Origin of the sequence: Thiomicrorhabdus chilensis DSM 12352 (assembly GCF_000483485.1) — a bacterium.
Taxonomy (GTDB): Bacteria; Pseudomonadota; Gammaproteobacteria; order Thiomicrospirales; family Thiomicrospiraceae; genus Thiomicrorhabdus; species Thiomicrorhabdus chilensis.
Window position 1 is genome coordinate 278,477 of sequence record NZ_KI519609.1, and the last position, 24,116, is coordinate 302,592.

General features: G+C 45.5%; 23 protein-coding genes, 1 tRNA gene and 1 rRNA gene. 10 read left to right on the forward strand and 15 right to left on the reverse strand.

From position 1 onward, the window contains the following. Positions 1–37: 37 nt before the first annotated feature. The 4 genes from rrf (at position 38) to B076_RS0101340 (ending at position 1,912) form a co-directional block, all read left to right on the forward strand. Positions 38–152, forward strand: a 5S ribosomal RNA gene (rrf, locus tag B076_RS0101325). Positions 153–227: 75 nt separating this feature from the next. Continuing rightward, positions 228–1,025, forward strand: coding sequence for a biotin--[acetyl-CoA-carboxylase] ligase (locus tag B076_RS0101330; RefSeq protein WP_028485722.1), 798 nt, complete (start codon positions 228–230; stop codon positions 1,023–1,025). Beyond that, entirely contained in the window at positions 1,022–1,801 is a 780-nt protein-coding gene (locus tag B076_RS0101335) for a type III pantothenate kinase (protein WP_028485723.1), read from the forward strand. Before B076_RS0101330 ends, B076_RS0101335 begins: the two co-directional genes overlap by 4 nt. Before the next feature lie 35 nt (positions 1,802–1,836). Beyond that, positions 1,837–1,912, forward strand: a tRNA-Thr gene (locus B076_RS0101340). A gap of 194 nt (positions 1,913–2,106) precedes the next feature. Here the strand turns inward: B076_RS0101340 and B076_RS11710 are convergent. From B076_RS11710 to B076_RS0101400, 10 genes are all read right to left on the reverse strand, one after another. Beyond that, positions 2,107–3,075, reverse strand: coding sequence for a phage integrase (locus B076_RS11710; RefSeq protein ID WP_084205670.1), 969 nt, complete (start codon positions 3,073–3,075; stop codon positions 2,107–2,109). Continuing rightward, complete coding sequence (locus B076_RS0101355) at positions 3,075–4,298, reverse strand: hypothetical protein (RefSeq protein ID WP_038150318.1); 1,224 nt, start codon at positions 4,296–4,298, stop codon at positions 3,075–3,077. The genes B076_RS11710 and B076_RS0101355 overlap by 1 nt, the downstream gene beginning before the upstream one ends. Positions 4,299–4,778: 480 nt before the next feature. After that, entirely contained in the window at positions 4,779–6,116 is a 1,338-nt protein-coding gene (locus B076_RS0101365; protein ID WP_084205671.1) for a type II secretion system protein GspD, read from the reverse strand. Beyond that, positions 6,082–7,098 carry a zonular occludens toxin domain-containing protein gene (locus B076_RS0101370; RefSeq protein WP_028485727.1) on the reverse strand — a complete coding sequence of 339 codons (1,017 nt, stop codon included), beginning with the start codon at positions 7,096–7,098 and terminating at the stop codon, positions 6,082–6,084. The genes B076_RS0101365 and B076_RS0101370 overlap by 35 nt, the downstream gene beginning before the upstream one ends. A gap of 13 nt (positions 7,099–7,111) precedes the next feature. Continuing rightward, positions 7,112–7,501 (reverse strand): DUF2523 family protein, encoded by a 390-nt coding sequence (locus tag B076_RS0101375; protein ID WP_028485728.1) that lies wholly within the window; start codon positions 7,499–7,501, stop codon positions 7,112–7,114. Next, a complete protein-coding gene (locus B076_RS13225) occupies positions 7,502–8,950 on the reverse strand; it encodes a hypothetical protein (protein WP_028485729.1) in 1,449 nt (482 codons plus the stop codon). A gap of 122 nt (positions 8,951–9,072) precedes the next feature. Further along, positions 9,073–9,243, reverse strand: a complete 171-nt coding sequence (locus B076_RS13230; RefSeq protein ID WP_157753487.1) for a major capsid protein — start codon at positions 9,241–9,243, stop codon at positions 9,073–9,075. Between the two features lie 246 nt (positions 9,244–9,489). Beyond that, a complete protein-coding gene (locus B076_RS0101390; RefSeq protein WP_028485730.1) occupies positions 9,490–9,747 on the reverse strand; it encodes a hypothetical protein in 258 nt (85 codons plus the stop codon). 9 nt (positions 9,748–9,756) lie between these two features. Next, entirely contained in the window at positions 9,757–10,074 is a 318-nt protein-coding gene (locus B076_RS0101395) for a hypothetical protein (protein ID WP_028485731.1), read from the reverse strand. A 13-nt stretch (positions 10,075–10,087) separates the two neighbouring features. After that, positions 10,088–10,321 (reverse strand): Cox family DNA-binding protein, encoded by a 234-nt coding sequence (locus B076_RS0101400; RefSeq protein ID WP_028485732.1) that lies wholly within the window; start codon positions 10,319–10,321, stop codon positions 10,088–10,090. A gap of 225 nt (positions 10,322–10,546) precedes the next feature. Between B076_RS0101400 and B076_RS0101405 the strand changes: the two genes are divergently transcribed. The 3 genes from B076_RS0101405 (at position 10,547) to fabB (ending at position 12,824) form a co-directional block, all read left to right on the forward strand. Continuing rightward, entirely contained in the window at positions 10,547–10,807 is a 261-nt protein-coding gene (locus B076_RS0101405; protein ID WP_028485733.1) for a helix-turn-helix domain-containing protein, read from the forward strand. A gap of 277 nt (positions 10,808–11,084) precedes the next feature. Beyond that, on the forward strand, positions 11,085–11,600 hold the full coding sequence (gene fabA / locus B076_RS0101410; RefSeq protein WP_028485734.1) for a 3-hydroxyacyl-[acyl-carrier-protein] dehydratase FabA: 516 nt from the start codon (positions 11,085–11,087) through the stop codon (positions 11,598–11,600). 3 nt (positions 11,601–11,603) lie between these two features. Next, positions 11,604–12,824: a beta-ketoacyl-ACP synthase I gene (gene fabB / locus B076_RS0101415; protein ID WP_028485735.1), complete on the forward strand. Its 1,221-nt coding sequence runs from the start codon at positions 11,604–11,606 to the stop codon at positions 12,822–12,824. 137 nt (positions 12,825–12,961) lie between these two features. On the opposite strand, the gene B076_RS0101420 is transcribed toward fabB, so the two are convergent. Genes B076_RS0101420 through ftsY form a run of 3 tightly spaced genes read right to left on the reverse strand, consistent with a single transcriptional unit; the run spans position 12,962 to position 15,744 of the window. Then, positions 12,962–13,537, reverse strand: coding sequence for a transglycosylase SLT domain-containing protein (locus B076_RS0101420; protein WP_245566293.1), 576 nt, complete (start codon positions 13,535–13,537; stop codon positions 12,962–12,964). Next, complete coding sequence (locus B076_RS0101425; protein WP_028485737.1) at positions 13,537–14,487, reverse strand: DUF2914 domain-containing protein; 951 nt, start codon at positions 14,485–14,487, stop codon at positions 13,537–13,539. Before B076_RS0101425 ends, B076_RS0101420 begins: the two co-directional genes overlap by 1 nt. 21 nt (positions 14,488–14,508) lie before the next feature. Next, positions 14,509–15,744: a signal recognition particle-docking protein FtsY gene (gene ftsY / locus B076_RS0101430; protein WP_028485738.1), complete on the reverse strand. Its 1,236-nt coding sequence runs from the start codon at positions 15,742–15,744 to the stop codon at positions 14,509–14,511. Positions 15,745–15,970: 226 nt separating this feature from the next. Between ftsY and B076_RS0101435 the strand changes: the two genes are divergently transcribed. Together B076_RS0101435 and B076_RS0101440 are read left to right on the forward strand one after the other, a co-directional pair. Further along, a complete protein-coding gene (locus B076_RS0101435) occupies positions 15,971–17,332 on the forward strand; it encodes a M16 family metallopeptidase (protein ID WP_028485739.1) in 1,362 nt (453 codons plus the stop codon). Between the two features lie 12 nt (positions 17,333–17,344). Further along, entirely contained in the window at positions 17,345–18,640 is a 1,296-nt protein-coding gene (locus B076_RS0101440) for a M16 family metallopeptidase (RefSeq protein WP_245566294.1), read from the forward strand. Positions 18,641–18,699: 59 nt separating this feature from the next. On the opposite strand, the gene B076_RS0101445 is transcribed toward B076_RS0101440, so the two are convergent. Both B076_RS0101445 and B076_RS0101450 read right to left on the reverse strand, forming a co-directional pair. Then, a complete protein-coding gene (locus B076_RS0101445; protein ID WP_028485741.1) occupies positions 18,700–19,713 on the reverse strand; it encodes a glycosyltransferase family 4 protein in 1,014 nt (337 codons plus the stop codon). A 122-nt stretch (positions 19,714–19,835) separates the two neighbouring features. Beyond that, positions 19,836–20,597 (reverse strand): EAL domain-containing protein, encoded by a 762-nt coding sequence (locus B076_RS0101450; protein WP_028485742.1) that lies wholly within the window; start codon positions 20,595–20,597, stop codon positions 19,836–19,838. A gap of 566 nt (positions 20,598–21,163) precedes the next feature. Here B076_RS0101450 and B076_RS11730 point away from each other — a divergent pair. After that, positions 21,164–24,004 carry a sensor domain-containing protein gene (locus tag B076_RS11730; RefSeq protein ID WP_051347092.1) on the forward strand — a complete coding sequence of 947 codons (2,841 nt, stop codon included), beginning with the start codon at positions 21,164–21,166 and terminating at the stop codon, positions 24,002–24,004. Positions 24,005–24,116 lie beyond the last annotated feature (112 nt).

Here is a 24,116-nt window from a genome sequence, read left to right on the forward strand (position 1 = left end):
TGAAGGTTGATGAAGATCAGCCTTCAGCACCAAATTGCTTGGTGACAATAGCAAGATGGAACCACCTGATCCCATTCCGAACTCAGAAGTGAAACGTCTTAGCGCCGATGGTAGTGTGGGAGGTCCCATGCGAGAGTAGGTCATCGCCAAGCTTATATCCCTAAACCCGCCCTTGCTTCGCATTGGCGGGTTTTTTTATGTCTGTTTAATATGGTAGATTCATCTCAATGATCGATTTAGATGTCATTAAAACCCAACTATCCGAATCGCTACAGGATTATGAACTCTTCTTTTTTGACGAACTGCCGTCTACCAATCGCTACTTGCATGAATTGGCAAAGAAGAGATTGGTTAAATCCTTTTGTTTGACGTCTAAGCAGACGGCTGGCTATGGTCAAAGGTCAAGGCAATGGTTTTCTGACCATCGATCTTTGACGTTCAGCATACTGTTACCCCTTTCTGAACCACCGGCGAACCTAGACGGCATTACGCAGCTGATTGCTTTAAAGTTGGTCGAATCTTTAAGCGATTTCACCGCGCAAAGATTTAGTATTAAGTGGCCTAATGATCTTTATGTTGATGATCGTAAAGTGGGCGGTATTTTGCTGGAAATTCCAGCGATTACAGCGGATCAAACTTGGATGGTAGTGGGGGTTGGTCTCAATCTGCACTCTGATGACGATAAAGTTAACTACCCTTCCTCTGCTGGACCTAACCCGGGTATGATAGAAATAACGGATGTGAATCCACTTAAAATTGCCTGTCTTCTATCGGATATCGCTTTAAACCTTGAGAGTCTGTTTCAGGGGTTCCATCACGGACAGTTTGAACATTATCTGCTTAATTACCAATTAGTCGATTATTTTCAAAGAGGCAGCAAGGTTATTGTGTATGATAACGATCAAAATTCAACAGGCCTGTATCAGGGGCTGAATACAAATGGGGAAGTCCAGGTTATGATCGATCATTCACTTAAGACCTACAGAAGTGGAAGTGTTTCGATCAGGCCTGTAGAGAATGTATGATTGATTTATTTATAGACATGGGTAACAGTCGAATCAAATTTGCAGTGTGCAAATCTGATGATTATGAGTATTTAGGTGCATTTAATGTTGATGAAACTCAACCGCAAGAAATTCTGGTTGATTTGCTGGCTGATTTTAAATTAAAACCAGATCAAATCTTTGTCAGTTCGGTTGCGTCAATGCAGATTGAGCAGAGCCTGCGTGAAGCCATTGCGTCCGTATGGTCCGTTTTTCCAGTCTTTCTTACTACTCAACTGAATTGCTGTGGTTTAGATAATGGCTATGAAAGCCCCCTTACCCTTGGTGTTGATCGCTGGATGGCGATGGTTGCTGCAAATAATATGTGCAAACAGCCCTTTTTGGTGATTGATGCCGGAACGGCCATTACCGTCGATGCCGTCAGCGCTGGTCGTCACCTAGGTGGTTTTATTGTGCCAGGATTAACCACTATGCGTGAGTCATTGGGCCTAAACACGGCAAATTTAGATTCTAGTTGCACGGGTATGGCAGAAGATTCTGGCGAGGAGGCACAAGAGAGTTTGTTCGCCACCAATACACAAGCTGGGATTTGTGGGGGAACTCTGTATATGGCTGGCGCTTTTATCGATGCGTCGGTCGCCGAGTTTGAACATAGGGTCGGTTCCGGAATCGAAGTTTTTGTTACAGGTGGTGACGGTTTGACTCTATCCAGGTTAATTCATGCGCAAGCGGAGTATGTTGAAGACCTGGTATTATTGGGCATGATGGGCGTCAAAGAAAGTGTAAAAAAAAGTTGACAGTTTTTACAGATTCCCTATAATACGCCTCATTCGCCGACATAGCACAATTGGTAGTGCAACTGATTTGTAATCAGTAGGTTTCAAGTTCAAGTCTTGATGTCGGCACCATATTCAAAGCCCCGTAGAACCTTAGTTCGCGGGGTTTTTTATTATCTATTAATAATTTTTAAATACGATCAAACTAAGATAGTTTTATTCTTTTTCCTCTTCCTTTGCTTTTTCATCAGCAATTTTATTGAGCCACAAAGCAAAAAAAGTTAATAAAAGGCCTGCGAAAATCGGAGGAATCATAAAAAATAAATTCATAGTTGTGCCACTGGATTAAGTTCTAAAACCTTTTCAGCGTAGTCAGGCGCAAGATGAGCGTAACGCATCGTCATTTTCAAATCAGAATGCCCAAGAAGTTTTTGAAGCGTCAACAAGTCACCGCCGTTCTGAACAAAATGACTAGCGAAAGAATGGCGCAAAACATGAGTTCTTTGACCTGACGGAAGTTCAATATCACAGGCTGAAAGAAGCTTTTCAAAGCGTTTCGTAAGATCGGGAAATCTTCTATTTTTTTCCAAATAATCCAAACAAGAATGAAAAAGACTTGATTCTATCGGTATGGATCGGGTTTTACGGCTTTTGGTTTTGTGAAGTGAAACACGGCCATGAATGAAGTTCATAGGGCGAAGGCTCAAAATCTCACCCCAGCGCAAACCAGCAGAAAGACCCAATCGAATCATCAGTTCAAGGGGAACATAGTCACAATTTAAGAGAATTTTTTCAATCTCAATTTTAGTTAGGTATCGCATTTCAGGCTCTTGATGTTTAAGCTTCTCTATGCCATCCAATGGGTTTTTGCGAATGTGAATATAGCCATGATCTAAAAGCTTTTTAAAAAGGGTTTTAAGATAGGTATGAATGTGATTTTTGGAATTCTCGCCCATTTTGACAGAAGATCGCCAAGCAAGAAAATCACGTCCGGAAAAATTTTGGTAGAAAGGATCTCCAACTTGACGAGCAAAATTCAGCATCATTCTCTTTCGATCAAAACCACTAGAAAGGTGAACGCCATAAATTTGAAACCATAGTTCGATAATTTCTGAAAGTCTTCGGTAATCTTTTTCCGGTTTGCTTCCGTGAAGAAAAGAATACTCTCGATTCGCCCATTCCAAACACTCTTTTTTCGTTTTAGCCGTTTTTTGTCGGCAGGACTTTGAACCTGGGAAGGGATAAATTCGGATTCTCCAGCGACCATCAGAAAGTTTGACGGGTTGCGACTTCATCAAATTCTCTCCTCATGAAATTTTTCAAAAGATTTACGACAATACTCTAAAACAGCAATTCGAAGATCAGAATCAGAAAGATCGGTCCGGTGGACGTGATCGAATTTCTCTTTCAGAAGGTATCGAAAGGACTGCATCCCCAAAAGGTCCTCAGTGATCTGTTCTGGACCGAGACCCATTTTTAAAGACGCACTGACCAAATTTCCAAGGGCCAAGGTCGCATTGTGCTGGATGTTTTCTTTGTCTTTTCGGGGTTTTGTGACAAAAACAGGTTCCTTGTGATCGACCGATTCAAAAAGAAGCCACCAAATCGGAGCCATTTTATTTTTTGTGGAATCCATATATCGAAGGCGATCGCTCATGAAATGTCTCATAATGGAAAAAGAATCTTTTTCGAGAAACTCGAAATAGTGTTTGCCAGTTTGATGATGAAATTTTTCAAGTTGTGATTGATGAAGGCGAAGTTCCAGACGAAAAACTGGGTTTTCTTCCTGATAGTCATAGCCCCATATTGACTTGAAATGTTCAACTTTTTTACTTTTCAGAATTTCTAAATCTTTTCGATAAATCGAAAATTGAAAGGAATCTGGCGCGCCTAAAGTGATCGTTTCTTGGCCCTTAGAACCGTTTGCCGTCAATTCGAAATCCTTAAAATCAAAGCTTAGACTTTCATTCTGATATCCACGACTGGAACGAAACCCTTTCATTCGAGATGCAAAATCAGGAAAAACATCGTTTACGTAATCATATCCGGGTTCATTCACTTGAAAGTCAATTGCAAAATGAAGGGCATAATGCACTGGTGTCCAATCGAGAAAAGAAAGATAAGAAAGAACCCCATCCAGCCATTTTTTTTGTTCAGAAATGGGCAAAATCAGAAAATGCGGAGAAAGCTCAAATTTGACCTGGCTTTCAGTGTCGTTAATAGAACGTCTAAATCGCTTAAAAAGGGCCTGAATCCCAAGTTGAGAGCTTTGAAGTGAAAACTGATATTGGGATTTACTTCCAATTCTAGAACGCTTAAATTCGACACCGTTAATTTCTACAATCGAAATTCCATGAATTTGTTGAAGAAGCTTTTCATCCAAGAAAACGTCATAAAATTGGCGAACAGAATCAACCGTATGCGCTAAGACCTTGAAATTGTCGTATTTTTCCATACTTCCATCCGGATTCAAAAAAAAATCTTCTACACGATTTGGTATAATCTTACTTAAGTCCATAGCAACCTCTCAACTTCGTTATGGATAATATTGAAGGGCCTTAAGTGGCCCTTTTTTTATGTCTAAATTTTAGTGAAAAATAAAGGCCTTAATTTAAGGGTTTACCATCACTTTTTAATGATAAAGTGAATTTTTTTTAATCGATCTGTCGTTTTACTCCACAAAACTACCATCTACAGCGTTTTTTTGTTTATAACTATAGAGTGTTACAGGAACTCTAAACCAGTGGTGGTGCCGGCGGGCAAGCCCTTGCCTGGCACCACCACCCACCAACCCCAAAAGCACGATTTATCCTTTTTCTATCCAAACAAAGAAAAGGCCCTTCGGGCCAGCCATGAGGTGGCGAGTAATGATCTTGTAAAGGCTCATATTGTGCAATCGCATTGGTCGCGCCTAGGCGCTCCCCGTGCAAATAGTTGAAGTCGGGCACCCGGTGCCAGCGCAGCCCTATCTGGGCCGCTGACTGGCCTTCGGGATGCGTCAATCCCACCAAGGGGAAATCGAAACGGTCACCGGGGGCTTGTCGGTTGGGCTGACATAAACAAAAACGGCAATTTCCTGCTCCTGACGATCCTGAGAATCGCCAAAAGAAAGAAGCCCCAAACTTTCAGCCTTCCTAGTGCGTTGATCCACTAAGCCGCCAAAAGCGTAAAAACGACCAGGCTCGACCTGAATGGTGGTGGTGATCTGCTGTTGATCAGTAACAACATCACTAGCTCCCTGGATCTGAGTCGCCGAAATATTTGAAAGTGATTGGCTGATTTTCAAAGAAATCAAATTAGGAGAAATCGTGCTCAAACCAATGTCGAGGTTAAGCCCAACATTTTTCCTTTCGACCACCTGAATGGTTTGGCCGGTCGTTTGATCAACAGTTGACTGAACAAAAGGAACTTCTTTACCAGAAACGAGAAGAGCCTTCTCACCGTCAGAAATTTGCAAATAAGGGCGCGCTAGAATTTGTGAAGTCGTTTCTGAATCAAGATATTGTGCAAAAGCTGAAATCGTCTGAGTAGCATCTGAAAGGCTGTTAAAGCCAAAAACGGAATTAACCACATCAAGGCTAAATCCACCCTGTTGAAAAGCAAAGCCAAACCCCTTTTTTTCCATATCAGTCCGATTCAGAGAAGCGATCAAAACAGCCACATTAAAAGTTTGTTGCGGACGATCAAGATGGCGAACGGTCGAAGCAACTTCAGCAGTTTTTTCAACAGGGCCATAGATAAGAAGCTTTCTAGTTTTTTCATCAAAAACCAATTGAACTTGATCACCAAAATCCAAAGCCTTTATTTTTGAAGGATCAACGTCCTGGAAATGAACGACGCGTGAAGTAAATTGCGTTTTCTCCTCTTTAATTGAAGAAAGAAAGTTTTCAATTGCACGATGCTGACCTGGAGAGGCATACACCAAGTGAAATTTTTTAAAAGTTGAATAGCGACCTTCTTTATCCAAAAAAGAAGAAAGATCCACACCTTCAAGAGCCGTTTGGTAAGCCTTTGAATAGAAATCTTTAAAAATAATTTGTTCAGATTCTTTCTTAACAAAAATCTGACGGCCTTTGACCTCATAATCAAAACCATTAACACGAAGCGATCCGAGAAGAAAATCTTTAAAATCAACGGGAGATAAATCCAAACCCTTAAAAAAGGAAATCGAACCATCCAATCCAGTCGGAAAAATCAAACTGTACTGAGTTTTTTCACTTGTCAACTTTGCCACTTCTTCAAGCGGCATATCTCGCAACTGAAAATGATTTGACTGGGCAAAAGCAGAAACCGAAAAAAGGCTAAAAAGGGCCAGGTGAATCAGAATCTTCATCATTTGAACTCCTTAAAATAAGAAATTGATCGTCAAAAACACAAACAAAACCGAAAACCTGATGGAAACGGCAATTTTCTTTTTTACTAATGTGATAGAAGGCTTTTTCATCCGTAATTCGAACACGATCACTCAAATCGAAATAAGCTATACGATATTTATGACTGACCAGAGAAGGATGAAAAAGCGAAATCTTTTCATCAACAGACTGAGCAAATTCCGGTTTTTTCTTTTCCAAAACTGGAGAAGAAATCCCCGGTGTGGGATCATCAGAAGAAAGAAAACCAGTCAAAGACCAAACCGCAAAAGACACAAGAAGAACAATCAAAAAAACCAAAAAAGGAATAGCGTAGAGCTTTTTAGGCAATTTTTTATTGTGGGTATGGGTTGCCGCAGATCGGTAAAGCCCGAAAAGCTTTTTGGGAAATCGTTTTTGCGATGTTTCGATTTCAGCAGAATCTTCATCTTTACCCTCCATAACCCGATTCAGTTTTTTGATGCGAACGGCATTTTGGCCCATGATTCTGGAAAAATGTCGATGTTCATTCACCAACGCTCGAAAGTGAACATCTACCTGTCGAATCTTTTGAGTGACGGCAACAAAATCACAACCGGTGTGACGATGCTTTTCGAAGAACTTCAAAAACTCAGGAACTTCACCCCTGGAACGGGTAGGATAAAAATCCTGACACTCATCGATCAAAACAATCGAACCCCACTCAATTTTTGGGTGATTGTCATCATAAAGAGACCAAAGGTTTTCGGTAATGTCGGGCGCTTCCAACTCAATCCAGTCAGAAACCTTGTCATAAAGAGAATGGGACTCATCAAAAATTTTTCCATCTGAAAAACGCTGAAAATTTACGACGTAGACTTTTCGATGAACACCATATTCCTTTAAATCGTCTTCTCGCTTTTTAATTACAAAATCAAGCGCATTAAGAGTTTTCCCTTCCCCAGGATTTCCAGTAAAAAGATACAACATTCAATTAGCCCTCTTAAAATAAATTGCCCTGACGGGGACGGATCATCATTTTGTAAGCGTGGAGCGTAAAAGAAATTGAAAGCGCTGAAACCAAAATTGAAAGAGACTGAAAGAAAAAAAGCTCATTCAAAGCAGTCAATGCCAGATTCAAATGCTCACCCATAAAAGAAAAACTAGCGTATTGACGAATTTCAGCTTCGACAAAATCAAAAGTTGTATCTACACCAAGAAAAACAACAATTCCTAAACCGAGCATATCAATGAGCTTAAAAAGGAAGGATCCCACAAGAACCGCCATCACGGATTTTGAAGTTGTGGATCTTGTCGAGAACCCAAAAAAAGACCGCAAAAGACGATAAATTCTTTGGCTTGCCAAAACAAGAATCGAAATCAAATGAAACATTTAAGAGCCTCCCAAAGAGCGCGTAATGATTCGGCCAGAAAGCAAAAGAACCCCGATCAAACCGATGGCACCGGCCAAATTGAAGATAGGAAAAACGGGTTGGAGATCCAGTTGATAAGTCTCGCCAAGCGCTTCAATCGTGAGAAAAGTCTGCTTCTGGTAGGTGGGTGAAGCAATTCGTGAATCATCAAGCTGATCGAGCGTAATTTCTTCCGTATTTTCAGAAAGAATTGAAGAAACTTCAGATTCAATATTCGAAGCATTTTGAGAAAGAACAGTTTCATCCAAATCCAAAACATCAGAAGTGGGATCTGAGCCAGTTCCCGCGTTGATTTCCTGTAACTGTTCTAGAATTTGAGAATCCGTCGAACCAGCAGTAGGATCAGTTCCACCGATTCCTGAAAGAGACTGAACGTCATTTGAAAGTTGAGCAAAACCATCAAAATTGGTCGATTGAAGTTGATCAATTTTGGATTCAAGGGCAATTTGATCAACATTCACATCAAAACCATGAATCATGCCGTTTTGCATCTGTTGAGCCAGATAATCTAAGTCGTCAGCCATTGAGGTGGAATTGGTTGAAATGGCAGTAGTGGCAGATGCAAGATTTCCAGCAATTTGCTCAATCGAATTCAAATCGCCACGAGAATCAAAGGTATTTTCGCTTATGGCAACAAGTTCTGAGTGAAGAGCGCTTATATCAGCTTGAGTTAAAGTCGTGTCGCCGGTCGTGCCGCCGGTAGTGTCACCAGTGTCGCCGCCGGTAGTGTCACCAGTGTCACCAGTGTCGCCAGTGTCGCCGCCGGTAGTGTCACCAGTGTCGCCGCCGGTAGTGTCACCAGTGTCGCCGGTAGTAAAAGAAGGTTGAGAATCCGTGACTTGACAGCTTTCACCAGAACTTTCTGTATATATAGTGTAAGAACCATCTGGGTTTGAATTTGAAATTGTGGTGTTGAAAAGACACGATTGAATACAGAACGTCGAAGCATAATCGTCAGATGTCACAATTGGACCATCTGTTCCTTCCAGCGAGCAAGAAAAAGAAGCTTCATCATAAGGCTCTGTTGATATATCGCTATTGGAAAAGGTGCAGTAAGACCCGTTATAGGATGCCACTTCATACTGAACGACAATTTTTTGACCTGGCTGGTAAGAACCATTGTGACAAGTGTGAGTGAATTCGGTGAGGGTCGCAGAAGCGCCAACCGCTGGACCAAGCGCAAGAACGACTTCATCCGTTACTGGTAAACCGAAAGCATCGCCATCACAAGTACCATCAGGCCCGAAATCTATCGGATAAGTTTTTTTTTCAAGCCGAACCTGGCATTCAGTTTTGTCAGAATAAGAAGTCGTTTGAGAAAAAACAGTTTTATCTTGGGCACGAGCGGTTTCAGCGGTAAAAACGACAAAAATGGAGGCCAGCGCCCAAATCATGAAATTTTGAGACATATATCACCTCAGCAAAATGAAGGCGGCAGCAGCCAAGACTAAGAGAACGAAAGTTGTCAGCGCCATAGTTTTCTCCTAAGAAAAAAAAGGGGCCGTGAGGCCCCTGGTGAGTCAGTTCAAGATTAGCCGAAGAAAGAGGCTTTCACCCACTTGATGACCACCGCGAGAACGGCCAAACCAATCATTGCCGCACCAACCGAGGCGATAGCTGTCATACCATCACCCGTGATCATTCCAACGCCACTATTGACGGCAGCCGCAAGCTCCGCGCTTTGTGCTGTAGCTTCATCCATGTCGAAATCTCCTTTTTTATCGATTTTGGATTTTTTGAAAGACGTAACGAAAGAGAAACGCCGTTATAAAAAGCAAGAGCGTAGCCCCTGCCAGCTCACCTACTTGAGAGTAAGTAAGATCCCCCAGTACCGGGGAATGAGGTTGTATAAGAAGTTGACCGCCCTCACACACAATTCGATCCGGGTTTAAGCCACCAGAAAGATAAATCGAGGCGGGATTGTCAACCTCACATAAAATTTCATACTTCATAAGGATATATGTGATCCGGTCGCACGAAGGAAGAAAAAGCGATCAGCTCGGATCGCCACCCCTCTTTCTATGGTCAGCTCGACTTCGCCCATACCATGAACAGAGACGAGATGAAAAATTTTAAGGGCTAGCTGCGGAGTGGCCTGAACCTCCATAAGATCATCAAGATCACCAGAGTCTCCAGCCCGAAGGAGCAGCACAGAGCGAGGCCTTGAAACGGCGATCACCTGAAAAAGTTCGTGCAAAGTTTCCATGACTTTCTCCTACTTGGCCGGAAGCACTTTCGTGGCGAAAAGCTGGATCTTCTGCTTCGCGCCTGAGCGCATATCGCACTCAAACACAAGTTCTTTAACCTCTCCTGGAGGAAGAAGCTTTCGCACCTCATCAAACACAGCATGGGTGCAAGAAAGCTTGACGGGAGCATTCCCGGCGCGGTCGTGCTGCTCGGGCTTAATCGGCTCAAGGCCCTGTACGCTGGCCCAATCAAAGTGCTTTTCTGGTGGCAAAGCGTTTCCATCCGAATCGCTATCAATGGTGCCTTTTTGGGCGGTGAAGACTTTTAAAGTGACTTGGGTTTGCATGGATTTCTCCTTTTCATGCAGTTAGATGAACGATTTCTCCAGACGCATCAGAGACCTTTGCCTGGATTTTAAGCAAATTTACATAGTGCGACTTACTGATCTGCTTACCATCAGTAAGACGAATTGTCGGCAAATAGCCAGATTTAATCATGTGTCTGGCTTGACTTTTGGTAAGTCCCGTCATTTCACAAAACCGCTGAACAGTCACGAAAGGGGTGTGACGAACTTCGGGCACGTCGATTTTCATGTTTTCCTCCTTTTGTGATGATTTTAGGGGGTCGTCAATAACTTTTTTAACGAAGTATCAACACTTTTTGTTGGTTAACTCGTTTTTTTTAATTTTCTGTATTTCGTAAAAGATTTCTGTATTTCGTCTTGATTTCTAATATATTTCAGAATATCGAACAAATCAAGCTTTTTTTTCAATAAAACGAAAAAAAAGTTTAGAATATGAAATAAAGGAGTTAAGAAAATGATGCACGAAAGAATCAAGGAATGGATAAATAATCACGGAGTGAAAAGAAAAGAACTCTGTGAAGTGGGTGATGTTTCAGCATCAACGCTTAGCTCTTTTCTACAAGGAAAAAGCATAATCAGTGCTAGAATTTTAGAAAAATGGGCAAAAAAATGGCCTAATCTTGTATGCCATGCTTTAGATCTGCCTTGTAAGAATCAATCAGACGAGGAAAGAATCAGGTTGATTGTGAGAGAGGAACTTCAAAAACTAAAGTAAGATAAAACTAAGATTTTTTTCTCCATGTACTGTATCATACCGCCAATTTTTAAGACTAAAGCCTTATAAAAACGTCAATACGAGTAGTCTGGTGGAGTCTGAAAGGATTTGTAATCAGTAGGTTTCAAGTTCAAGTCTTGATGTCGGCACCATTATTTCAAAAGCTCGTATTTGTAAGAATACGGGCTTTTTTTGTATTTAAAACCGCTCAATTGCTATGTGTTATTTCTAACTGTTATAATGTAGGGCACTATTATCTATACAATCGGAAAACCGAATGGAACAACAATCTAGTTATACTAAAGAAGAACTGTTATCTTGCGGAAGAGGGGAGTTGTTTGGCCCGGGTAATGCCCAGTTGCCATTACCTCCTATGTTGATGTTTGATCGCATTACTCACATCTCGGAAGAGGGCGGTGAATACGGTAAAGGTCAAATTCGCGCTGAATTGGATATAACTAAGGATTTATGGTTTTTCGAATGCCACTTTAATGAAGATCCTGTTATGCCCGGTTGTTTGGGGCTGGATGCGATGTGGCAGCTAATCGGATTCTTCCTGGGTTGGACAGGTGGCCCGGGTCGCGGGCGTGCTTTGGGTTCAGGCGAAGTAAAGTTTTATGGTCAGGTTCTGCCCACCGCTAAAAAAGTGGAATATGTAATCGATATGAAACGCGTTATCAAGCGTAAGCTTTATATGGGGTTGGGCGATGCCAAACTTTTTGTAGACGGTCGTGAGATATACAGCGCAGCAGATTTGAAAGTAGGCTTATTTACTAATACGGATAGTTTTTAAATTATGAGAAGAGTCGTCATTACAGGAATAGGGATTGTCTCCAGTCTGGGAAACAATAAACAAGACGTAACGGATTCTTTGCGTAACGGTCGTTCAGGCATTGTATTTGCACCGGAGTATGCCGAAAACGGATTGCGTTCGCAGGTTCACGGAGCGGTTAAGGATCTGGACTTTGCAGAGTATATTGATCGTAAGCAATTACGTTTTATGGGCGACGCGGCGGCCTATAGCTTCATCGCCATGCAGCAAGCCGTTGAAGATTCCGGATTGACTCCGGAACAGGTTTCAAACCCTCGTACTGGTCTGGTTGCCGGATCCGGTGGCGGCTCAAACTCCAATTCAACTCAAGCGGTTGAAGTGGCACGAGCAAAAGGCGTGCGTCGTGTTGGACCTTATATGGTCACACGTACTATGGGTTCGACCGTTTCCGCCTGTTTGGCGACCCCTTTTAAGATCAAAGGCCTGAACTACTCAATCAGTTCGGCTTGTTCCACTTCCGCGCACTGTATCGGTAACGCGGTGGAGCAAATTCAGCTTGGCAAACAGGATGTGGTGTTTGCCGGTGGTGGTGAAGAGTTGCATTGGACCATGTCTGTTCTGTTTGATGCTATGGGCGCTTTATCGACTAAGTATAACGAAACGCCTGATAAAGCTTCGCGTGCTTATGATGCGGATCGTGACGGTTTTGTCATCGCTGGCGGCGGCGGAATGGTGGTGGTCGAAGAACTTGAGCATGCTCTGGCTCGTGGTGCGAAAATTTATGCTGAAATTACCGGTTATGGTGCTAACTCCGACGGTTACGACATGGTCGCACCCTCTGGTGAAGGGGCGGTGCGTTGCATGAACATGGCGCTTTCAACGGTCAATGGTGCAGTCGATTATATCAACCCACATGGCACTTCTACGCCGGTGGGGGATACTAAAGAAGCGGCAGCGATTCGTGAAGTTTTTGGCTCTGATGTTCCTAAAATCAGCTCAACCAAGTCGATGTCCGGACATTCTTTAGGTGCGGCCGGTGTGCATGAATTCATCTACAGCTTATGTATGTTGGAAAATGACTTTATTGCGCCTTCCATCAATATCGATAATTTGGATGCTGAATGTGAAGGCATGCCGATCGTCACCGAGTTGGTGGAGAATGCCGGTTTGAACCGTATGATGAGCAACAGTTTCGGTTTTGGCGGCACAAACGCCTCGTTGGTGTTTGAGCGTTATAAAGCTTAAAAACCGTTGTTTCAAAATGAGCAGGCCTGGTCTCTGTGCATTTCATTTATAAAAAAACCGCTGTAAAGCGGTTTTTTTATGTCTGATGTTTAGGGCCGGAGTTTAATCCAGCTGAATGACTTAGGACTGCACAAGCTTTAGGAGCAAGACTTAAGTTGGCTGCGGTAACGTCTGGCCTGGTTTGTGACTTTGTGCGCGACTTTCTTCAACCAGGCCTTTTTCTCATAAGAGCGTCTTGAATAGCCTCCACGACCCTCATGGTAAGCCAAATACAGGTTGTAAGGGTCTTTGCGCGAGATGCCCAGCTGTTTGTGCGATTCATAGTTGTACCAGCCGATGAAGTCTAATGAATCCGACACACTGCTGCGGCGTGCACTCCAGCGTCCAGTCGCCTTTTGGTAGTCGTACCAAGCGGGGTCTTGAGCTTGAGCGTAGCCATAAGCCGAAGAGTTTCTAGGAAGTGGAATAAAGCCTAAAAAATATGGTCTTTCAGGCTGGGCATCATGTTTGAAACGCGACTCTTGATGGACAAACGCCATCAATACGTACATAGGGACTCCCCAGCGTTTTTCTGATGCTCTGGCCGCATCGTACCAATCGTCATCAAAGTCGTAAATTGAACAAATATTGTTATAGGTGTGCTTTGGAGGGTTGGAGCTGCAACCGGCCAGCAAGCCAAGCATCACGGTTATCCATAAGAGTTTAGGTGCCATCATCGTTTACCATACTTAAAGGATTGTCTATAAATCACGCGTTTTTCAGCGTCCAGTACTTCTAGTGTCCATTGTCCTTGCCAGGCACTGGTTAAGCGTTTACTGGACCACGTACGATACAGATTACTGTTTATTTGCAAAGGAATCAATGCCATAACCTGTTGATTGAACAGCCAGCGGTGATAAATCGTTTGCTGTTCAGCGCCTTTTATTTGGGTGAAAAAATAGAGTTTTCGTCTGTTTTTGGGCACATAATCCGAGAATGTATCGGTGGATTCTTTGTTTTGAATGGCTGAAGTGAGTACGGCTTTCTCAATTTTTATCGACGAGTCGATAACCGCACTCAAGGGGGCTTTGTCCGGGTTGGAGGCGGCCCGTTCCTGCTGGTTCAATACCAGGTCTTTTCGCTGGGCAGGTGTCAATAAGCCAAGTTCGGCTGTTTCTAATGACGGTTTTTCAGAGATTGGCTTATCCGCTTCGATTGTCTGCTTAGGCGGGTTCAAGACTGTGTTAGAGGAATCTTGAGTGGTTTCAGTGTCCTCACCGTTTTTAATGTCGGCGATCTGTCCTTGGGGTCTTTTTATGGGTTCGGCTAGTGGCAATTCGCGGGTGACTTCCGCTTGTTGCGTTTGCTGAGCAATCAAGGCGGCCTGTTCGCGTTTCTCTTCTTTGATATTGTTGATCAAGACCGTGGCCGTCACGATTCCGCCCAGCAACATCATGATAAGCCAAGCCAGTCTTTGACGCCAAGGAACCTGCTGACTTGCCTCCAAGCCCGCCGCAATCTCCTCCTGAGCCTGATCCCAGCCAAGCTGGCTAAATTCACGCAACGCCCGGTCGTAACGGATTTCGCTCGGAAGATTGTTGAGCGTTTTGTTCTCGGTCGCCAGACGGTAACCTTTTTTAAAGGCGTGTAGCTCTTTGGCGTTTTGGGTGTCCGGTAATCGCATTGCTATTTAACCTGTGGAGTTTTAACTTTGGTTCTGGTCGAACAAGGCTTCGGTGAATTGTTTGGCGTCAAATGGTCTCAAGTCGTCGATGGACTCACCTACGCCGATAAAACGCACTGGAATGGCCAACTGTTCAGCCAGAGCAAAGACAATCCCCCCTTTGGCCGTGCCGTCCAGTTTGGTGACGGTGATGCCCGATACCTCGACTGCCTGCTGGAACTGCTGTGCCTGATTCAAGGCATTTTGTCCGGTACCGGCATCAATCACCAACATCACTTCATGCGGAGCCGTTTCATCCACTTTGGCGATGACGCGTTTGACCTTTTTCAACTCCTCCATCAGATTGGATTGGGTATGCAAACGGCCAGCGGTATCGGCAATCAGCACATCGATGTTTTTGGCTTTGGCCGATTGAATCGCGTCAAAAATCACCGCAGCGGAATCGGCCCCGTTTTTTTGTGCAATCACCGGAACCTGGTTGCGCTCTCCCCAAGTCTGCAGTTGCTCAACGGCGGCGGCACGAAAGGTGTCGCCTGCCGCCAACATGACCGATTTACCCTCGTTCTGGAAGCGTTTGGCGAGTTTGCCGATGGTGGTGGTTTTTCCCACCCCGTTGATGCCGACCATTAAAATGACATAAGGTCCGGTGTTTTCCTCGAGATGTTGATCCACTTGCATCGGCTGGCTGATGGGTTCAACAATGGCTTGCAACTGGATTTTTAGCGCCGTAAACAGGGATTCGGCATCCTTCAATTCTTTTCGGGAAACCTGTTCGGTCAGGTTGCGGATAATCCGGTCTGTGGCATCGATCCCGACATCGGCAGTCAAAAGAATCATTTCCAGATCGTCCAGCAAATCGTCATCAATTTCTTTGCAGCCAAGCAGCAAGGTTGAGAGGCTATCGGTAAAGCTCTTGCGGGTTTTGCTGAGCCCTTTCTTTAGGCGAGTAAAGAGTCCAGCTTTGGGAGTTTGAGTTTTTTCGGCCTTTTCAGCTTCTTTGTCCGATTGAGATTCTGCCGGTGTCGAATCCTGGCTGCTTGATGAATCTGAGGCTGGGTCAATGGACAGGCCTGCTGATTCTTCCATGGACGGTTGGTCTGCCGTTTGAGATTCGATACTTTGCGTCGACGGGCTGTCAGCCTCGTCCTGATGCAAATCCTTTATTGGAGCCTCTTCAGCCGGTTGGGAAGAATCAACAGCCTGATCTTCAGGTTGGGTATCGGTGGTGTTTTTATTACGTCGCAAAAAACTGAACATCTTGGTTTCCTGTTAGCGGTCATCTGGATAACTTTATCTTGCCTGGGTTGTACTGTCTGGTTAAGACGATAAAATATCCCAGTATGCCGCTTGGTTTTTTAAGAGTTTATTAATACTTGAATTAAATTATTGAGCTATTATAAATCAATTCAAGCTGCCCTAGGACTCTCCTGAGGCACCTAAATTAATCCTAGAGACAAACAGATAAACATAAATGGCAATCAAAATGAAAAAAGAGATTAAGAAATTCGGTTTAATTGCATTGATGCTTTCTCTGACTACTCCGGTTTGGGCGCAACTGTCAGACTTTACACTCGACAACGGCATGCGCGTTTTGGTTAAGGAAGACCATCGCGCCCCAGTAGTGGTGCAGCAGGTATGGTATCGGGTCGGCTCCACTTATGAACAGGCCGGAAAAACCGGTTTGTCTCACATGTTGGAACATATGATGTTCAAGGGCACCCAAAACTTGGCTCCGGGCGAATTCTCCAAAATCGTCTCCCAGTTGGGCGGACAGGAGAATGCGTTTACTTCGAGGAACTACACCGCTTATTATCAGGTGGTCGGCAAGCAAAACCTGGAAAAAGTCATGCAGATCGAATCGGACCGTATGCGCAATCTGGTCATTGAAGACGCAGAATTCGACAAGGAGCGTGAAGTGGTCACCGAAGAGCGTCGCTGGCGCCTTGAAGACCAGCCACGTTCCAAACTCAATGAACAGTTTAATGCCACGGCCTTCCTCAACAGTCCGGCACGCAATCCGGTAATCGGCTGGATGACGGATATCCGTCATTATAAAGCCCAGGATTTGAGAGATTGGTATCAGAAATGGTATGCGCCCAATAATGCCACCTTAGTGGTGGTGGGGGATGTGCAACCCAAACAGGTGCTGGCGCTGGCTGAAAAATATTACGGCCATTATCAGCCGGAAAAGATTCCGCAACTGAAACCGCAGATTGAGATTGAGCAAGAGGGGCTACGTCGCATCGAGCTTAAGGGCAATACCCAAGTGCCGACTTTGCAGATGGGCTTTCATGCGCCCAGCCTGTTAACGGCCGAAGATCAGCGTGAGGTTTACGCCCTGTCGGTATTGAGCAGTATTCTGGACGGCGGCGAAAGCAGTCGTTTGCCGCAGTCTCTGGTTCGAGACCAGCAGATCGCCGCTGGAGTGGGCGCCGGCTACAGTGCCACCGACCGCTTGCATACCCTGTTTGAACTCAGTGGCACACCGGCAAACGGTGGCGATGTCAAAGAGTTGGAAGCGGCGCTGTTGGCGGAAATCGAAAAGCTTAAAACCACTTTGGTGACGCAAGATGAGTTGGAACGGGTATGGGCGATGGATGAGGCCGATCATGTCTATTATCGCGATTCGATCCAGGCTCAGGCTTCCATTTTAGGTTCTTTGGTCAGCGTCGGCTTGCCGGCCGATACCTTGGATAACTGGATTGAAAACATCCGTTCGGTTACCCCGCAGGAAATTCAGGCGGTAGCCAAAAAATACCTGACATTGGATAACCTGACGATTGCGACCCTCTATCCGGATGGCAAAGACCATTCCAATCTCAAACCTTACACAGGGAGACTGTAAATGGTGCGTTTCATGTTTAGGTTTATCGCCGGTTTGAGTCTGATTTTGGCCAGTCTTCAGGTGAGTGCGGCTTTGGATATTCAAACCTGGCAGACAACTAAGGGTGCCAAGGTGATGTTTGTTCATTCTCCGGGTTTGCCGATGCTGGATATTGAGGTCGTATTTGATGCCGGAAGCGCCCGTGACGGCGACAAATGGGGGTTAGCCTCGATGACGACCGCGATGGTCGGAACCCAGACACCAGAACTCAACGAACAACAGATTTCACAGCAGACCAATGCGTTGGGAGCCCGAATCAGCGGCAATGTAGGCCGTGATATGGCGAGTTTTTCGTTGCGGACCCTGACGCGTGAGAGCATTCTGCAACCGGCTTTAAAACTGTTTACAGAGAGTTTGACTCAATCGGTATTCAATCCGCAGATTTTTGAGCGGGAACGTCAACGGGCGTTGGTCGGCCTTCAGCAGCAGCAAGTATCGCCCAGTCAATTGGCGCAAAATGCGTTTTGGAAAGGGGTTTACGACCAACATCCATACGGCCACCCGGTCTCCGGTTCAGTTGAAACCGTCAAAGCCTTGAAACTTGCAGATTTGAAGGCTTTCTACCAGCGTTATTTTGTCAGCGCCAATGCCACCGTTTCCATTGTGGGTGACCTGAGTCGAACTCAGGCGCAAGAGATTGCTGAACAATTGTTGGCGGATTTGCCAAAAGGCTCTGCAGCACCCGCTTTGCCGAAACCCAAAGGCTTGAGTGAAGCCAAACAGCAAATAATCGATTTTGAGGCTTCGCAAACCCATTTCAGAATGGGGCAGCTGGGTGTGGAGCGCGGTCATCCCGATTATTATGCGTTGTTTTTAGGCAACCACTTGTTGGGCGGTAGTGGTTTTGGTTCCTTGCTTATGGAAGAGGTGCGTGAAAAACGCGGCCTGGTTTACGGGGTGGGTAGCGGTTTGGCGCCGTTAAAAGTTGCCGGTCCATGGGTGAGTTATCTGTCAACCAAAAACGAAAGCGCCAAAGAGGCCGAAAAGGTCGTTAAAGACACGCTGGTGGCTTTTATGGACTCGATTGACGATCAACACTTTCAGGCCATCAAGGACAACTTGATTGGCGGTTTTCCATTACGCATTGACAGCAATGCCAAAATCATCGGTTACATTTCAATGATTGGTTTTTACGGCTTGCCGCTCGATTATCTTGAGCAGTTTCCCAAAATCATCGAGTCTTTAAGCAAACAGGACGTGCTCAAAGCTTGGAACAGGCACTTTCATCCTGAGAAGATGGTCACGGTGATGGTGGGTAAACCCGGTTAAAACTGATTTGAAAACCGGCAGGCCTGCTGGTTTTCTGTTGCTTCCAGCTCTTTAGGAGCTTAAATTTTAGTCGCATGACTGGGTATTTGGGCCAGAGCACTTAAGAATGTTTGCGCACAGCTTCCCCAGCTGAAAGCACTGGCATAGTGACGGCACTCATTTCTATCGAGCTTTAGGGCTTTTTCTATCGCGATTTTTAAATCCTCGTCCATCACACCGCTTTGTGTCGTGAGCACATCCAGCGGCCCGGTAACCGGATAAGCGGCTACCGGCGTGCCCGCAGCCAATGCTTCGAGCATGACCAGACCGTAGGTATCGGTTTTGGAGGGGAACACAAACACATCTGCGCTGGCGAACGTTTGCGCCAAAGTTTCACCGCTCTGCTTGCCTAGAAAGTGCACTTCCGGATAGGTTTGTTTGAAGTTTTCCAATGCCGGGCCACTGCCCACCACCACTTTGCTGCCGGGCAATGGCAAATTCAGAAACGCGGGAAGGTTTTTTTCTACCGAGACCCGGCCGACATAGAGGTGGATTGGGGTGGGCAGTTCCATATCCTTTCTGCGTTTGGGGTGAAACAGTTCAATGTCGACCCCGCGGTTCCATTTGAACAGATGCGTGAATCCCTTGTCTTGCAGTTCGTTGATCAAGGATTGGGTGCTGACCAGGGTGTTTTGCGCCGGACGATGAAAATAACGTAAGTAGCGGTATCCCCAGCTGACCGGAACGAATGGCAGCCGGTTGTTGGCATACTCGGCGAACTTTGTGTGGAATGCCGTGGTGAAAGGCCAGTCTTTTTTCAGGCATAAGGCACGCGCACGCAAGCCTAACGGCCCTTCGGTGACGATATGAATCGCGTCGGGAGCAAATTCCTCAATGTTTTGTTTGAAATCTTTGGCGTGGATGACCAGGCGTATTTCCGGGTATCGGGGCATCGGTATGCTTGTATACAAAGCCGGATGCAAGACCTTAACTTGATGGCCGCGGTGCTCCAGAAAACGGATGACTTGAGTCATGGTGGTGACGACCCCATTGGTTTGAGGTAGCCAGGCATCGCTGACAATCAGAATATTCATCGGTTACTCCATAAGCGATTTTCAAGGTATCTTAAGGGCTATTATGCCGATTCGTACTATGGCTTATGTGTCAGTAATTTGAAATTTTACCGATGGTTGACTGGCCGCTCTGTTTTTTCGGCTTAATCGCCCCAATGAATATCGGCCAACGATTCGAACGAGGGTCTGGCGAAGTAGAAGCCTTGAAACAGTTCAATGCCGAAAGCCTGCAGGGTGATCAGCTCTTCTCGGGTCTCGACGCCTTCGGCAATGACGCGAATCTCCAGCTCATCACAGACCTGTAAGATGGCGCGTATAATGGCTTGTCGTACTTTGTCGTTGTCGATGTTTTTGATCAGTGCCATGTCGAGTTTGATAATGTTGGTTTGCATTTCGGCCAGCAGGTTAAGCCCTGAATAGCCTGCGCCGAAATCGTCGATGGCGGTCAGAAAACCACGCTGTTTGTAATGTTCGACGATATTGCGCAGGTGGGCATGGTCTTCAATCTCTTCCCCTTCGGTGATCTCGAAAATGATGCGGTCAATGGGGAAACCATACTCTTCCGCCGCATTGAGCGTGGCGCGAATGCACAGTTCCGGCCGATAGACCGCATTGGGCATGAAGTTGATGCTGATATAGGAGTCAATCTTGAGTTCGGAGGCGAGTTTGATCGCCTTAACCCGGCAGGCCTGGTCAAACCGGTACATGTTGTCTTGGTTGACGTGCTTGAAGATATCCCCTGCCGACTCATTATTAAGCCCTCTTACCAGGGCTTCTTGAGCAAACACCTCACGAGTTCGGGTGTTAACGATGGGCTGAAACGCCATAGTGAATTCGAAATCCAGTCCGGCTCCGTTGAGGCACTCTGAGCAGCCGAGTAAACGAGGTTCTTGTATGTGTTTCATGACCATTGTCGGTTCCGGTAAGTCGAAAATTGTTCAAGCATGAACCTTGACGTAATTGAGAGAAGTTTTAAGTTCAATCAATCATACCTCAAGTGGCTTTTTCTGCCTAGGTGGATGTGTGTGAATTTGAATTCATCAAAGAGCCCATTAATGCGATCACAAGACCTGCCACCACGCCGAAAGTGATGCTCTAAACGGTCGGCATCCAGTTGAAATAACTGAAACAGATAAAACTCACCAAACCTGTCAGAATCGTCAAACCGTAAAACAGTGTGAATCAGCCATCGTAGTACCACTGCATTTTGGCAGTTTTGCTGGCATAGTCCTAGGCCATAAAGCGGATGACGATATGGGGCTGACCGATTACGCCCATGCCCCCAAGTAGTCAACCCATAATAAACAGCACAGCTGAAAAAGCCCCCATCTCCTCGGGAAACCAAAACATAAAGCTGGGGGATACGCTTTCTAATTGAGCTTTATGCCTCAGGTTAAATGATAAGGTGTTTTGATTGCCTGTTGGATTAAGCCTATAATGATTCAACCAATTTTTAGGTGAGTATCTCATATTGACGCACGATATTGATTATAAGGCGAAGTTTGATCGCTATGAAGAACATCTGGGCGATAAAAGTTTTTTTTATGTGCATGACACCGATGGCGTATTCACTTATATCAGTCCGTCGATTACTGCCGTATTAGGGTACTCGCAACAAGCTTTTTTAACCGATTTCGACGCCTATCTGACCGACGGCCCAGAAAATAAAATCGCTTTTGAACACACCGCGACCTCGATGTCGGGCAAGCAACCCCCACCTTATGTTGTTGAAATATTCCATCAGAACGGTCAGATCAAGTGGCTGCAGGTTCAGGAATTTCCGGTCTTCGATGAGCAAGGTCAGGTAATCGGCGTCGAGGGTTTGGCTACCGATATTACCGAGCACAAACGTATCCTCAAAGAGCTGCAGTTGCAGACGGATCGATTTGAACGTGCGCAGCGCATCGCCAAAGTCGGCAGCTGGGAGTTTAACCTGGTCACCGATGAGCTCTATTGGTCGGATGAAATCTATTCCATTTTCGAGCTCGACCCCGATCAGGTTCAGCCCTCTTATGAGCAGTTTTTGCAGCTGGTTCATCCACAAGATCGCGAACAGATGGATAGAACTTACAGAGATTCTTTAGAGACGCAAGCGGCGTATCGTTTTGAGCATCGTCTGTTAATGGCTGACGGCCGCATTAAGTATGTGATGGAGGAGTGTGAAAGTCAGTTTGACGAATCCGGAAAGCCATTGGTTTCAATCGGAACTGTTCAAGACATCACCGAGTTCCATCTGGCAAAGCAGGAAGTCATTAAAAAACAGAGTCTGTTGTCGGAAACCGAAAGCATCGCACTGATTGGTTCCTGGGAGCTGGATTTGAATACCCAGGAAGTATGGTGCTCCGACGGTTGTTATCGGCTTCTAGGCTTGGAATTGCATCAAGATTTACGGCTGCCGGATCTAATTAAGATGGTGCCGGAAGAGGAACGAGCCTTAGTCGAGGAACATTTGCAACAAATCTTGAAAACCGGCGCTGAGCGGTCCCTGGTGCATCGTATCATTCGCACCGATGGCACTCGCCGTTATTTACAGCAAAAAGGATTGGCTAAATTTGGTGAAGATGGACAGCCGGCGCGCATTGTTGGCACCACCCAGGACATCACCGAGCAATTTCTGGCGCAAAGCGCTTTGGACGAACAAAAAAACCTTTTGAAATCGGTTATCAATGCGACTCCGGATCTGATCTTTTTCAAAGACCGTCGAGGCATCTATCAAGGGTGTAATCCGGCTTTTGAAGCGTTCACCGGTAGAACGGAGGAGGAGATCATAGGGTGCAGTGATTTTGATCTTTTCAGCAAGGAGGTCGCGAGTTTCTTTCAGGAGCAGGATCGTGCCATGTTCCGCATGGGCAGTGCACGTCAAAATGAGGACTGGCTCAAATATCCGAATGGTGGCCGTAAAGTGTTGTTGGATACCGTGAAAACCCCTTATTACGCTCATAATGGCGAATTGATTGGCCTGGTGGGCGTGAGTCGCGATATTACCGCACGCAAAAAAAGCGAAGAAGCCCTTAAACATTTGGCGCATCACGATACGCTGACCGGACTGTCCAATCGAGAGCTTTTCAGTGAGCTGGTTTCCTCAGCGATTGCACAAAACGAACGTGAGCCGAGCTGTTTTGCGATTTTGTTCATTGATCTGGATCATTTCAAGCAGATTAACGATTCCTTGGGACATTTATTGGGCGATCAGGTATTGGCACAGGTGGGCGAACGTCTGCAAAAAATCGGCCGAGTGTCGGATACCATTGCTCGTTTGGGGGGAGACGAATTTGCGATTTTGATGCGTTCCTTGAACGATCCGGAGGATGCGGCGGTGATGGCGCAGAAGGTTCTAAAAACCTTGAAAGAAGCTTTTGTTGTTGAAGGTCATAAGCTTTATATTGGTGCCAGTATCGGCATCAGCCTGTTTCCTGAGAATGGCCATACGCCGGAACTGTTGTTGCGTAACGCGGATGCGGCCATGTATCGAGCCAAAGCGAATGATCGTAACACCTATGAATTCTATACTCACGAACTGACTCAGCTTGCGTATCAGCACATTCAATTGGGCAGTGAGTTACGCCGCGCTATCAGCGCCCAAGAGTTTGAAGTATATTATCAGCCAAAATACGACTGCCACAGCTTGGAAATCATCGGTTCCGAAGCTTTGATTCGTTGGAATCATCCCGAAAAAGGCCTGCTACTCCCGGGCAGTTTTATTCAGGAAGCGGAAAAAAATGATTTGATTATCCAGATTGGTGGGTGGGTTTTAGAGCAAGCCTGCATCCAGAATGCGCAATGGCATAAAGCGGGTTTGCAGCCGGGGAAAGTTTCCGTGAACCTGTCGAGCAAGCAGATCGCCAAGCATGATTTGGCCCAAACCGTTTTGTCTACCCTTGAAGATACAGGCTGCCAGCCGAGTTGGTTGGAACTAGAGATTATCGAACGTTTTGTGATGTCTTCACCTGAGCAAACGCTTCAGGTTTTAAGGGAAGTGCACGAGATTGGCGTGGAGTTGGCCATCGATGACTTTGGCACCGAATATTCTTCATTGACCTACCTCAAACAGTTGCCTTTGAGTACCTTGAAACTCGATTACTCTTTTGTGCGCGATATTCCTGAAGATAAAAATGATATGGCCATTATTCAAGCCATGCTGGCGTTGGCAAACAGTTTCGGTTTGAAGACCATTGCGGAGGGTGTTGAGAGGCCGGAACAGCTCGAATTTCTCAAGCAGGCCGGTGCAGACTGCTTTCAAGGTTTTCTTTATAGCCGACCCTTACCGGCAGATCAATTTGAAACCCTGCTCCAGAGTCGGCTGAAGGCCTGATTCGTAGGTCTCTGCGCCATTTATTCTGTGTTTTTGATTCTGAATGCTCGCGGTTAAGGTCATACCGTTTTTGCAATACTGCCATTAAAAACTCTGATTATTTTACCTCTTA